This window comes from uncultured Imperialibacter sp. (assembly GCF_963974565.1).
Lineage (GTDB): Bacteria > Bacteroidota > Bacteroidia > Cytophagales > Cyclobacteriaceae > Imperialibacter > Imperialibacter roseus.
The window spans coordinates 25,080-37,386 of the sequence record NZ_CAXBCJ010000023.1 but is presented as its reverse complement, the minus strand read 5'-3'; the positions used below and the strand labels follow the sequence as shown (position 1 = coordinate 37,386).

The 12,307-nt window shown below is 49.0% G+C and carries 16 protein-coding genes; 9 read left to right on the top strand and 7 right to left on the bottom strand.

Annotated elements, in window-relative coordinates:
* Nucleotides 1-23 precede the first annotated feature (23 nt).
* A complete protein-coding gene (locus tag AAC052_RS23915; protein WP_339815773.1) occupies nt 24-338 on the bottom strand; it encodes a hypothetical protein in 315 nt (104 codons plus the stop codon).
* A 43-nt stretch (nt 339-381) separates the two neighbouring features.
* Between AAC052_RS23915 and AAC052_RS23910 the strand changes: the two genes are divergently transcribed.
* From AAC052_RS23910 to AAC052_RS23885, 6 genes are all read left to right on the top strand, one after another.
* Nucleotides 382-1,167, top strand: coding sequence for a hypothetical protein (locus tag AAC052_RS23910; protein ID WP_317487606.1), 786 nt, complete (start codon nt 382-384; stop codon nt 1,165-1,167).
* Nucleotides 1,167-2,600: a TrkH family potassium uptake protein gene (locus AAC052_RS23905; protein ID WP_317487607.1), complete on the top strand. Its 1,434-nt coding sequence runs from the start codon at nt 1,167-1,169 to the stop codon at nt 2,598-2,600. The genes AAC052_RS23910 and AAC052_RS23905 overlap by 1 nt, the downstream gene beginning before the upstream one ends.
* 782 nt (nt 2,601-3,382) lie before the next feature.
* Complete coding sequence (locus AAC052_RS23900) at nt 3,383-3,802, top strand: hypothetical protein (protein WP_339815772.1); 420 nt, start codon at nt 3,383-3,385, stop codon at nt 3,800-3,802.
* Between the two features lie 173 nt (nt 3,803-3,975).
* Nucleotides 3,976-4,512 (top strand): hypothetical protein, encoded by a 537-nt coding sequence (locus tag AAC052_RS23895; RefSeq protein ID WP_339815771.1) that lies wholly within the window; start codon nt 3,976-3,978, stop codon nt 4,510-4,512.
* 126 nt (nt 4,513-4,638) lie between these two features.
* Nucleotides 4,639-5,067 carry an EthD family reductase gene (locus AAC052_RS23890; protein WP_339815769.1) on the top strand — a complete coding sequence of 143 codons (429 nt, stop codon included), beginning with the start codon at nt 4,639-4,641 and terminating at the stop codon, nt 5,065-5,067.
* 237 nt (nt 5,068-5,304) lie between these two features.
* Nucleotides 5,305-5,847 (top strand): hypothetical protein, encoded by a 543-nt coding sequence (locus AAC052_RS23885; RefSeq protein ID WP_317487612.1) that lies wholly within the window; start codon nt 5,305-5,307, stop codon nt 5,845-5,847.
* Between the two features lie 136 nt (nt 5,848-5,983).
* Here AAC052_RS23885 and AAC052_RS23880 read toward each other — a convergent pair whose 3' ends face one another.
* The gene (locus AAC052_RS23880) at nt 5,984-6,373 is read right to left on the bottom strand and encodes a MotA/TolQ/ExbB proton channel family protein (protein ID WP_339815768.1); all 390 of its coding nucleotides are present in this window, start codon (nt 6,371-6,373) and stop codon (nt 5,984-5,986) included.
* 149 nt (nt 6,374-6,522) lie between these two features.
* Between AAC052_RS23880 and AAC052_RS23875 the strand changes: the two genes are divergently transcribed.
* On the top strand, nt 6,523-7,293 hold the full coding sequence (locus tag AAC052_RS23875) for a LytTR family DNA-binding domain-containing protein (protein WP_339815767.1): 771 nt from the start codon (nt 6,523-6,525) through the stop codon (nt 7,291-7,293).
* 177 nt (nt 7,294-7,470) lie between these two features.
* Here the strand turns inward: AAC052_RS23875 and AAC052_RS23870 are convergent, their stop codons facing one another.
* A complete protein-coding gene (locus AAC052_RS23870; protein ID WP_339815766.1) occupies nt 7,471-7,842 on the bottom strand; it encodes a helix-turn-helix domain-containing protein in 372 nt (123 codons plus the stop codon).
* Between the two features lie 127 nt (nt 7,843-7,969).
* Here AAC052_RS23870 and AAC052_RS23865 point away from each other — a divergent pair, with 127 nt between their 5' ends.
* Nucleotides 7,970-8,761, top strand: a complete 792-nt coding sequence (locus AAC052_RS23865) for an SDR family oxidoreductase (protein WP_317487616.1) — start codon at nt 7,970-7,972, stop codon at nt 8,759-8,761.
* A gap of 21 nt (nt 8,762-8,782) precedes the next feature.
* On the top strand, nt 8,783-9,100 hold the full coding sequence (locus AAC052_RS23860) for a nuclear transport factor 2 family protein (RefSeq protein WP_339815765.1): 318 nt from the start codon (nt 8,783-8,785) through the stop codon (nt 9,098-9,100).
* A 90-nt stretch (nt 9,101-9,190) separates the two neighbouring features.
* Here AAC052_RS23860 and AAC052_RS23855 read toward each other — a convergent pair whose 3' ends face one another.
* From AAC052_RS23855 to AAC052_RS23840, 4 genes are read right to left on the bottom strand one after another with little or no spacing between them, the layout of a single operon-like run.
* Nucleotides 9,191-10,591: an aminotransferase class V-fold PLP-dependent enzyme gene (locus AAC052_RS23855; protein ID WP_339815764.1), complete on the bottom strand. Its 1,401-nt coding sequence runs from the start codon at nt 10,589-10,591 to the stop codon at nt 9,191-9,193.
* Between the two features lie 2 nt (nt 10,592-10,593).
* On the bottom strand, nt 10,594-11,196 hold the full coding sequence (locus AAC052_RS23850; protein ID WP_339815763.1) for a rhodanese-like domain-containing protein: 603 nt from the start codon (nt 11,194-11,196) through the stop codon (nt 10,594-10,596).
* Entirely contained in the window at nt 11,193-11,780 is a 588-nt protein-coding gene (locus AAC052_RS23845) for a YeeE/YedE thiosulfate transporter family protein (RefSeq protein WP_339815762.1), read from the bottom strand. Before AAC052_RS23845 ends, AAC052_RS23850 begins: the two co-directional genes overlap by 4 nt.
* The gene (locus tag AAC052_RS23840) at nt 11,777-12,307 is read right to left on the bottom strand and encodes a YeeE/YedE thiosulfate transporter family protein (protein ID WP_339815761.1); all 531 of its coding nucleotides are present in this window, start codon (nt 12,305-12,307) and stop codon (nt 11,777-11,779) included. The genes AAC052_RS23845 and AAC052_RS23840 overlap by 4 nt, the downstream gene beginning before the upstream one ends.

The following is a 12,307-nucleotide window of genomic DNA, read 5'->3' as shown; positions in this document are numbered from 1 at the left end:
CACGAGAAAAATTATCGTCGCCATCAATATGACCCCTCGACGGGAACTGTGACCACACCTACACAGTTGCAGACGATGAAATACACGAGCATTACAATGACCTGATGCGCCAGGTAACAATAACCCTCAAAGCCGGGCCCATACTGCTTTACTATGAGGCGGTGAGGAAGTGAAATTCGTCGGCCCATGTTATAAACACAACCCCAAGTCACCCGGGCGCAGCTGTCTGTCCGTGCCCGGTTGCCCGCAGTTTCAAGGAGCAAGGGCACAAACCTGCCAGCTAAATAAGAGAAAAAAGTGAGGTCTTTAGTGCGAAGGATGACTAACTTCGCATGCATTCACATAGTTGCTCGTCAGATTCTATCACTTTAATGGGACACAATGATCAGTAAACTCAGGCACAAGATTTTTATTGGCATACTGCTGCTGGCCGTGCTGCTGGCCGCATCTGGCACGATCGTTCTACATCAATTTCTGCTTTTAAACCGATCGGTAACGGCCCTTATCGAAGACAACTATAAAACCATCCAGGCCTGCCAGAACATGCTTGAAGCCCTCGAGCGTGAAGACAGCGGCATTCTTTTGCTCTCGCTTGGCAACTGGGAAAAAGGCCGCTACATTATCGATGCTGCCGACAGCGTGTTCATGGCTTCAATGGCCGTGGCAGTCGGCAATGTCACCGAGCTTCATGAGGACGAGCGGGTGGCAGCTGTGAAAGCCGCCTACAACGAATACAAAACCAAGTGGCAAAAGCCTATCGTTGACACCGATAAGGAGGGGAATCTAAATTGGTACGTCACAGATATCAACCCCGATTTTTTGCAGGCCAAGGAAGCTGTGTATGCATTGATGAAGCTCAATCAGAACAGCATGTACGACGAGGCATCGGTGCTAAAAGAACGGTCGTACAGGGCTATCATGCCCGGCATTGTTGCCATCGTGGCCGTGATCGTATTCGCTTTTCTCTTCAACTATTTTTTGAGGCAGTCCTTAATGGCTCCCTTATATGAGCTGATAGCCGCCACCGAAAAGTACGGGGCCAATATGTCTTCATTCTCGTTTTCTACCAAAAAGACCGACGACGAATTCAGAGAGCTGGAGCAGGGCATTCAGAAGATGATCAGCAAAGTGCACAAATTTTACGATCAAAAAGCCAAAGTCAACTAATGAGAGGGGAGTCAGTACTTCGCTACCTGGGCTTTATCCTGCTGTTTCAGGGGTTTTTCCTGCTGCTGTCGTTTATTATTTCAGCCGTGCAGCTGGAAACCTCTACGGTTCCGCTGCTATTCAGCCTGATTTCGGCCGTGGTGTTTGGTGCCATGTTCGTTCTCTTTACCCACCCGACCGAAGAAGTAAATTTCTCTGAAGGTTTACTCACGGTGGTGCTGGGCTGGGTGGTTACGTGCCTGGTGGGGGCCCTTCCCTATTTGTTGTGGGGGGTAGAGTTTGACCTGGTAAACGCCTGGTTTGAGAGCGTTTCAGGTTTCACCACCACGGGATCCACTATTCTCAACGATGTTGAGCGCCTGCCCTCCGGATTGCTTTTCTTCAGGTCGTCCACACACTGGATGGGTGGGGTTGGTATCATCATGTTCGTGCTGCTGATACTGCCGCAGTCAAGCTCCAAGCTTGTGCTGCTCAACACGGAGCTTTCTTCCCTGTCTCAAACAAACTTCAAACAAAGCAAGCGCCAGGTGCTGCTCGTGCTGGGCTATGTGTATCTGGGGCTTACCGTGTTGCAAACATGCCTTTTGTGGGTGGCCGGTATGAGTCTTTTTGATGCTGTTAATCACGCCTTTGCCACTATTGCCACGGGAGGCTTCTCTACCAAAAATCTCAGCATCGCCCACTTCAACAGCCTGCCCATAGAAGTGATAACCGAAGTTTTCATGGTATTATCGGCGATTCATTTTGGGCTACTTTTCACCACGATTATGTGGCACAAGCGCAATATTTTTACCTCCGAGATAACCCGAGCCTTTCTGCTGGTGGTGGCAATCGGCATCACCATCGTGGCGCTTAAGCTATATGCCGACGGCCTCTACTCTTTGGGCACGTCCTTCCGCCACGCCGCCTTTCAGGTGATCTCCCTGGGCACTACTACAGGGTTTGCCACAGTTGATACCGCTCACTGGCCCCCGCTGGCAATGATGGTGCTGATGTATTTCACTATTCAGTGCGGCATGGTGGGATCCACATCGGGAGGACTTAAGTTCGACAGGGTTTATATATTTTTTAAGGCGCTGAAGACACAGATATTGCAGATTCTTCATCCCAGACTGGTAAGAGTGGCTAAGGTTGACGGTCAAAGGATACCGGTGGAGATTATTGAGCACACACAGGTTTTTATTGTGATGTATATCCTCATTTTCTTTGTAACAACCGTGGTCCTGAGTGCCTACAACATCGATTTGCTCACTGCCTTCTCCGCCTCCATCGCCACCATTGGCAACGTGGGGCCCGGATTTGAAGGAGTGAGCTCCCTGGGCAACTTTTCGGGCCTCCCCGACGGCGCAAAAGTGTTGCTATCGATAAACATGCTCTTCGGTCGGCTGGAGATATTCAATATTCTTGCGTTGATCTACTATACCAGGTATTAGCCGCCCAAACGTCCTCTTTTGATAGATTTTGCAAATGAGGATCAGCGAGAAGTTTAAAGAAAAGTCGAAAGGTCCAAGACGCTTGAACCAGTTGGGGGCAAAACCCAGATAACACGCCGTCATCGAAACGAAGGGATAGTGAAGTGAGCCGATGTGGAACCCGGTGCCGGAACGCCCTTCCGACCTGGCCAAGAGGTTTATCCGGCTTGCTACTAGGTTTTGGGGATCCCGTTCCACGTCGGCTCGCTCCTCCGTCGCAATCGGGATGACGTCGTTGTGGTAGGGTTGGCTGAAACTCCACCTATCCGTCACCAAAACCCTCATGCCGCAAGCGTCCGCTTGTGGCGTGGCTCTTTTCGGTGCCTCGCCGGGGGATGAGCGTAAGAGTTGGAGCGGGACGCTCAGATAGGACAAGTCCAAGCGGAAGCTTGAACCAGAAAGGGGAGGCCTCAAGTCATCGTCAGTAAAGATTACAAAAGTTTGGAATAGCCTGTGAGGTTGGTTGCCCATTCGGCCGCCGGTTGTGGCGGCAACATCGGAGCGGGTGGCGAAACTTTTGTAATCTACTACAGACTAAAACCACCGAAACAGACGCTTTGGGATGAAAGTTTTATCACCTAACTTCCGTAAAAAAACGCTACCTCCTTGGTTCATTGGTTCGTGTATACCCCCCTTGCTTCGTTTCTCACGAACCACTATCAGCAATTATCAGGAGTGGCCCGTGAGACACGAGCCACTGCGGCAGGAGATAGCATGAGTTAAACAATTGTAAATATTACCCTATGAGAGAGTTGATGCTGATCCTCCATTTTTTTGGGCTTACTATGGGTTTGGGGACAAGTTTTGCCCATGCTTTTTTAAGCATTGCCACTGCAAAGATGTCGACAGATGAAGCAACAAAATTTCGCATGCATTCGATGGTGTTGAGCAGAATGGGGCATATCGGGCTGGGGCTGCTCATTATTTCAGGTTTGTATTTAATTACCCCCTATTGGGCCATATTGCCTTCATCGCCATTACTAATGCTCAAATTGGCGCTGGTCGTCATCCTTCTGGTGTTGCTTACGCTGATTAGTTCGTTAACTAAGAAAGCCAGCAAAGGTGACGCAGCACTTCACTTACAAAAAATGGAAAAGTTCGGTAAAATGACTTTGCTCTTCGGCTTGGCTATCGTCATTCTGGCCGTATATATTTTCCACTAAACACTCCCCTCCCTTGGTCGGTGTCTCACGGAACAATACTAATACCGGCCTCATAAGAGCGTCCTTACCACTTTCTTCAACTATTCGCCTACTTTGGCAGGCAATGTTCGTGGAATAATAACCCTCCAAAATACATGAATGAGCTCCTTGAAGCGTTCTATTAAAAAAACATCATGAAAAACACACTCCCCCTCTTCCTTTTAGTGTTGGTTTTTTCTCTTGCCTGTGAAAAAGAGGATATCGAAATCCCTACGTGCGAAAACTGCAGTTTCACCTGCCTGGAAGCCAGCGAGGCTGAGGTGATCACAAATGACTGTATGGATAATTGGGACTGCGCTTTTACCGTCAGTGCTGATTCCAAAGTGGCAACAGGCGAAATGGAGGGGCGGACAAGCGGACGTAAAAATGTGTTTCAAATGATTAACAGTACGCTGGGAACGGCCATTATTGATGATGAACTAACAGACGTTTTGGTCTTTGAACTGGACAAATCTCAAAACAGCTTCTCGGTAGAAGGCATTGAGATGAAAGGGATGAAAGTACATTTCAGGAGACTTTGCTACTGTGGTGAGACAGAGTTCAAAGCGGTCACGTCAGGATGTATGCAGGGCGAAAAGCAGTCCGACGGCAGCTGGTTGGTACAGGGCCATTTGACGGTTCCCTATTCATCCAAAGACCGTGAAGTGAAATTTGATGCTCAGTTTTTTTGATTCTATCCCCTTGGTTCGTATCTCTCGAACCAATATCAGCCATTGCCTGGAGCGGCCCCGTGAGACACGAGCCACTGCGGTAGATATGATATTTTCACTTAAATTCCCTTTCTAAAAAACTCAACTATGAAACTTAAACTCATCCTCTCGGTATTCCTTCTGTTCGCATCTGTATCTGCCTTTAGTCAGGAAAAGCAGCCTGCCAAAGCCAAGAAGCAAAAACAGACCGTCGTTGAAAAAGGGCTCATTAAGGTATCCGTCATGTACCCTTTTGCCGAAGGCAAAACCTTTGATATGGACTACTACGAAACCAAACACATGCCCATGGTGGCAGGCTACCTGGGGTCGAATCTGGTAAAGTATACCATTGAAAAAGGCACGGCCAGCGGCATTCCCAACACGCTCCTGCCATTTATGGCCATCGGCACTTTCTACATAAAAGACCTGAAAGCGTACCAGGATGCCATAGCTCCCAACAGAGATGCCATAAGGGCCGACTTCCCCAATTACACCAACGCCGCTCCCGTGATCCTGGTGAGCGAGGTGGTAAGGTAAGGCGATCATTCACAACCATCCCCGTTGAGTAGCCCCTCCCCCCATGGCTCACCAACATCAGCCATTGCCAGGAGTGGCCCGTGAGACACGAGCCACTGCGGTAGCTGCCAATATCTATCCTCAACCCCAACACTTTCTCTTGCTATTTAGCTACCTTAGCAGGTAAATATTGGTTACTCATATAGCCAATTAAAGCCGCTAGCTAGCCTCTTAGAGTATACAATTCAAAAACAGAATATGAAAAATACAATCTTCACCTTCTTTTTGACTTTAGTTTTCATTCAGGCCTGTGAAAAAGATGATGTGCAAATTCCAACCTGCAAAGACTGCAGCTTCACTTGTCTGGAAGCCGGCGAGGCAGACGTTATCACAAATGACTGTATCGACGATTGGAATTGCGCTTTTACCGTCAATTCTGACTCCAAAGTGGCAATCGATGAATGGGAAGGGCTGGCAAACGGAAGTAAAAATGTGTTCCGAATGCTTAACCGCAACCCAGGAAGCGCACTTATTGATGATGAATTAACAGACGTGCTGGTCTTTGAACTGGATGAGTTTCAAACTAGTTTCTCCGTGGAAGGCCGAGAAATGAAAGGGATGAATGTACACTTCAGGAGGCTTTCTCAGTCGTGTTGTGATGCATCAGCATTTAAAGCGGTCATTTCCGGTTGCATGCAAGGTGAAAAACAATCGGACGGCACGTGGTTGGTACAGGGCAATTTGACTATCCCCTACTCTACCGAAGATCGTAACGTGAAGTTTCATGCTCAGTTTTTGTGAATCAATTATGGCCTAAGCTCCACCTGAAACAGACAGACCCCCTTGTTTCTTGTCTCACGAGCCAACATCAGCCATTGCCAGGAGTGGCCCGTGAGACACGAGCCACTGCGGTAGCTGCCCAAAGCAATCCATATTTTCAGACCGCCGTGGTCTTGAACTTTTTCTCAATAATCATACTTGCCACAAACCATAATATCATGGAGAATAGAAAAATAAATACGCCATAAGTAGCCGATATCATGGATACACCTACGCCATCAAATATGTATTCTATTTTGATATCAGGATGTTGCTTGATTACCGAAAACGCCCCCATTAAACCAAACATCTGACCAAGAAAGCCTGTTGCCAGGGCAAAAAAGCCCATTGATTTGCCATAGCTAATTTTTCGTAAGATTTCCTCCTTATTAGGTTGTTTCGAATTGTAACCGGTAACCAATTGATAAATAATCCATGCAGTGATTATAACCAACTCTATGGTTAGAATACTCATGAAATTGCCTCCCATATAAAAGAACTTTATCATAGTAATATTTTTTTGGTGAATACTGCTGCCAAGGTATAGCAGTCAACGAAGTCCATCAAGGTCGTATCCGGCTGTTAACAGGTCGTATGTCTACACTGACTTTTAATTTTGATATCCTTTTCGAAATTAGCCTGGGAAACAAAATTTGAATGAATAAAAAAGCCGAAAACCCAAGCTACCACATCGCCTACTGGATCTTCGTACTACTTGTCTTAACACTGGTATTTGGATTTTCATGGGGTCATAGAACTGCGGCATTTTTCTTTGTCAGCATGCTCCTCCCAATTGTTTTAGGCACCTCCTATTTTTTCAACTACGTGCTTGTGCCAAGATATTTCCTCACCAAAAAGTACTGGAAATTTGCGCTTTACACCTTTTGCCTGGCTATCACTTCAGTGTACCTCGAAATGATGGTTTTGCTGTTTTCGTATGTATACATGGTAAAGTTCAGCTATGATAGCCTGAACCCCAATGCTACCCAAATCCTTCTTTTGGCGGCAGTGCTATACCTGCTTGTACTTATTGGATCATTTCTATTAATGATGAATCAGATAACAGAAAACCAGCAGATGATTCGGCAACTGCTGGACGAAAAGGAGAAGACGAAAAAGTCCTTTCTTGAAATCATGTCCAATAGGAAATTGACGAAAATACCGTTCGAAGACATCGTTTATATCGAAAGCATATCGGACTATATCAAAGTGATTACCATTAATGAAGAAGTTGTCAGCAAGGAGAAAATAAGCCGACTGGCCGAAGTATTGCCCAATGTCTTTCTAAGAATTCACCGTTCCTTTATTATCAACACAAACAGGATAAAAGAGGTGTCATTTGACGAACTGTTGGTTGATGATATCAGACTAAACATTGGCAGAAGTTACAGGAAAGTTGTTAAGGAAGCCCTGAAAAGCCATGCGTAAAATCAGGCGACGGTCTCAGCTATCCACAGTTGAGTAATAGCAGAACAGGCTGCACACCATTGAGGTCGGGCGAGATAGGAGATTACATCGCTCAATATGCGAAGCGACCGGTTGCGGCAATGAACGCCTGCCGTCCTCTGCATGTGGCTATTCCGCCCTGGCAGATGAATAGTAAATCTATTCGGCAGATGAAATTCCTTCACTTTTCAAAATAAGAGACCGCAAACGCTCCTCATGCTGATCACCCCAGTCGCCCAGTGCTGAAATGACGGGGATCAAAGTTTTACCGAAATCAGTCAACGAATACTCCACTTTGGGAGGCACAACAGGGTAAATTTTCTTTGTAACCAATTCGTGTTCTTCCAATTCCTTCAGCTGCACATTTAAAACCCTGCGTGAAGCATCAGGGATTTTTCGTTGCAGGTCGCTTGGCCGCTGGATTCCTTCATTGATAAACCACAGCAGTCTGATTTTCCACTTGCCATAAAGCACTTCGCCGACCAGGTCGAGGCCGCAATTCAGGTTTAACGGAATCTTTCTTTCATACATAACCTAAAAGTACTTCAATGTTCTAAAACATGTTGTAGGGGATAATTTTATCCCTATGTGATTCGATTGCCCGTACTTGTGTCCACTGCTTGTATAGCCGAATTTTGCCCTACACTAAGTTACACAAATGGGACATTTTGACTTTAACAACGAGCTACATGGCAAGATAGCATTAGTTACAGGCGGCACAAAAGGCACAGGAAAAGCCATTGCCGCACGGCTGCTGCAAGCAGGAGCCACAGTGATCATCACAGCAAGGAACCGCCCTGCAGCATCAGCTCAAAACCTTCACTTCATTTCAGCCGACTTAAGCACCTCAGCGGGCACAGCCAAAGTGATACAGGAAGTACAATCAACCTTTGGCAGGCTTGATATCCTGGTCAACAATTTGGGGGGCTCGGATACTCCCGGCGGCGGCTTTGCGGTATTGACTGATGAGGACTGGCTAACAACGCTGCAAGCCAATTTATTGGCCCCGGTAAGGCTCGACAGAGGATTTCTGCCCGGAATGATCGAACGAAAAACGGGTGTCATTATCCACATCGGCTCCATACAGGGTAAGCTGCCTCTATTCGACTCCACCTTGCCCTATGCAGCCGCCAAAGCGGGGCTTATCAATTACAGCAAAAGCCTTTCCAACGAAGTTTCGCCAAAAGGTATTCGTGTATTGACTGTTTCCCCGGGTTGGATAAAAACCGAAAGCTCCACAGCCATGATGGAACGCATTGCTGAGAGCTCAGCTACTACGGTAGAGCAGGCAACACAGAGCGTGATGGACGCTTTGGGCGGCATACCCTACGGCAGGCCGGCTCAACCAGAAGAAGTGGCCGAGCTGGTGGGCTTTCTTGTGTCGCCTAGAGCCAACTATTTAACAGGAACAGAATTCGTCATCGACGGAGGTACTATACCCACTATTTAATCATCTTAAAAAAATAAAAACATGAACTTACCCAACGTAATCACCAATTTGGCACAGGCCCAAAACAATTTTGACAGCCTGGCTTACGCAAATTGCTTTTCTGAAACAGCCGTCGTTTTCGACGAGGGAAGAACACACAAAGGAAAAAAGGAAATTCAGCAATGGATTAAAAAAGCCAATGAGGCCTACCAAGCCGTGATGAAACCGATCGACTATTCGGCAACAGAAGAAATTCTGAAAGCCGAAGTTTCAGGTAATTTCCCGGGAAGTCCGATAGTGCTGGCTTACCATTTAAAATTAAAAGACGGACTTATTCAGTCTTTGAAAATAACAGGGTAAGAAGCCCTCATGCTTCAAGTAGGCCCTTGAACCGGAAAGGTGAAACGGCTGCACACCAGGGAGGAGGTATGAGACCAGCGGTTGCGTCGGCTATTGGTCAACCGCTCGCCTCATCCCACTCACTTCTCTCACGCTACCCACAATGAACCTCACCTCCTCGTCCGTCATCGTGGGATGCAGAGAAATCCGCACCCAACCCGGTTTGGCTGACGTATCGCCCTGATCGATCAGGTCGGTGATTTGCTGTGATTGATTTTGATCAATGTCCAGCAGGTAGTGCCCATAGGTGCCAGCACAGGAGCAGCCACCCCTGCACTGGATGCCAAAGTGGTCGTTGAGGAGCTGCACGGTGGTGTTGAAGTGCTGATCCTCCACATAGAAGGATACAATCGGCAGCCTGTTTCTATGCTGCGGAGCCAGTATGCGCACACCGGGAATGCCGGACAACCCCTCCCATAAAATAGCCAGCAGCTCCTCCTCCCGGTGTGCCATGCGGTCGACCCCCATCTGCTCCTTTAGTTGAATACACAGTGCCGCTTTGATCGTTTGTAAAATAGGCGGGGTGCCTCCGTCCTCCCTGTCCTCAATGTCGTCCACGTACTTCCGGCCACCCCAGGGGTTAGTCCAGTCGACGGTGCCACCACCGCTGTTGTCAGGCACGTGATGCTGATACAGCCCTTTGTTAAACACGAGCACCCCCGACGAGCCGGGGCCACCCAGGAACTTGTGGGGAGAAAAGTAAATGGCATCCAGGCAGGCTTCTTCGTCTTCGGGATGCATATCAATGTCGACGTAGGGTGCTGAGCAGGCAAAATCAACAAAGCAGTAGCCTCCATGATGATGTACCAGCCTGGCAATGTCGTGGTAAGGGGTGGTGATCCCCGTCACGTTGGAGCAGGCGGTAATGGCAGCAATTTTAAGCGGCCGGGCATTGTAGCGGGCCACTGCTTCTTCAAACTGAGCGGTCTCCACTTCTCCCCTGGCGTTGGGCGACACCACTACTACATCGGCGATGGTTTCCAGCCAGCTGGTGTGGTTGGAGTGGTGCTCCATGTGTGTGATGAACACAACAGGTCGCTCTGAGGCTGGCACTTGCCACCTGTGCCTGAAGGGCTCAGGCAGCCGCAGGCCCAGGAGTCGCTGCAGTTTGTTCACCACGTCGGTCATGCCGGAACCGGACGCAATCAGTACATCGTCGGCCGAGGCATTTACATGGGCTTTGATGGTCTGCCGGGCTTCGTGGTAAACCCTGGAGATAAACGCCCCGGAGTGGCTGGTGTCCGTATGAGTATTAGCCATCAGCGGCATAATCTCCTGTAGAAGCTGGTTTTCTATCGGCCAGTAGCATCGGCCGCTGGCCGTCCAGTCGGCATACAGCATGCGGATAGAACGATGCCTGTCCGTGGCTATTTGCTGGTCAACGCCGATAATATTTTTTCTGTAGGAAGCGAAATAGGCTTCCAGATTCAGGATTTGTTGATGTTTTTCCATGATCAGCAACCCTTCCTCATCAGCTTCCCCACCCTTTTTACTACTGGCCAGGAAGCTTTGCCCATGTCTTTGGTGTAGTAAGCAAGCCCGGTACTGTCCTTTTCAAATTCCGCCTGCCCGCCGTAAAAACGGGTAAGGGCCTCTACTTTCTCAGCCATCAACGAGTCTTCGCCACGAATCTCCAATGGAAGCGTTGGGTAGAGCAGATGATTGTACCAGTCGTGCACGCCGCCATACAAAATGGATGACTGCTTTTTAATGGCTGGAGGCAAGGAAATCCACAGATGCCGTGTCAGCAGGTCATCGCCAGAATAAAAAACGTAGGTTGTGCCTTCGGCCAATCCTGTTTCCTGTATCTCATTCAGCGACATATTCACAGCCGTAGGCAAATGAAACTCTTCGAAGAGATCGGGCTCCCTGAGGTCGATAAGCACCAGCGGCTCCCGGTTCTTGATTCGCTCAGCCAGCGTCACCACCGACACAAACCTGGGCTCCTGACTCACGCTCTTCGGGCCGTTGGGAAAGGCCAGCGCCACTACCAACGACGCCACAGCCAGCAAAAAGGCCATCGCAGCCAGCTTCTGATTGAAGGTGAGTTGTTTCATTGGCCCGAATACTTTTTTTCAAGTTTCTCCGACGCCCAAAAGCCCGCCAACGCCATGCTTACCAACAGAAACACCATGATGCCTTCCGGGATGCCGAAGTAGTCGTCCATTGTCACCTGTCCAAGCGGCCCGGCGGTGTAGAAACCTTCCAGCCAGGGGTACAACTCCCCAAACAAAAAGATGCCAAACAGTAGCCCGGCGACGTTCACCAGCCCATCCAGACTCCCGGTAGAAGACGCCACACAGGAGGTGCCGGGGCAGTAGCCGCCGACAATAAAGCCCACACCAAACACCAGCCCGCCGATGAACTGTGGCCAGACAAAGGTCGGCGTCAGGTAGATCATATCGGCCTGCAGCAGCCCCGCCCAGCTGAGCCAGAACACGCCCAGCATGGCCGTGATGATGGCTGTAAACATCATTTTGAAGACAGTCATGTCACGAAAGTAAAACTGCCCTGCCAGCTTTTTGGCACTGCCCAGCCCCGCTCTTTCAAGGAAGAACCCAAAGGCCACGCCCGTTATTAACGCAAAAGCCAGACTGGCCTCCTCTCCTATCCATCCAAATTCGTAAAAGGGCCCGTTCATGTCCAAAGTCGTTTAACAGCGCCAGCCATGGCATAGGCGCCGATGAATAATGCAATCATAAAAATCCAGCTGCCTACATTCATCAGGGCTCCGCCTGTCAGCGCCTGTCCGCTGGTGCAGCCCCTGGCCAGCTTGGTGCCAAACGCCATGATGATGCCCCCCAGGAAGGCGTACAAGAAGCGACTGTTGTTCGACAATAGTTCTCCTTTCTCCACTTTGAACTTGAACCGATGAGCCAGCTTCCCGGAGAGAAACCCGCCAATCAGCACACCCAGCACCTCAAACACCAGCCAGTCTTTCAGCGGGCTCACGGTGCCATCACCGAGGTAACCCATGTAAAAAGCGCTGGCTTCGGCATGGGAGGGCGACACGGATTTTACGCCTGTAGCTACTACCGACGTCATGGCGCCTGAAGCGCCAATGCCACGGCCCATGACGACAAACGCTGCCAGCAGTACCAGGCCGAGGCCTATCCCACAGACGTAAGGATTCCAATACGGCTGCGGCACCTTTGGTTGTTTTGACAT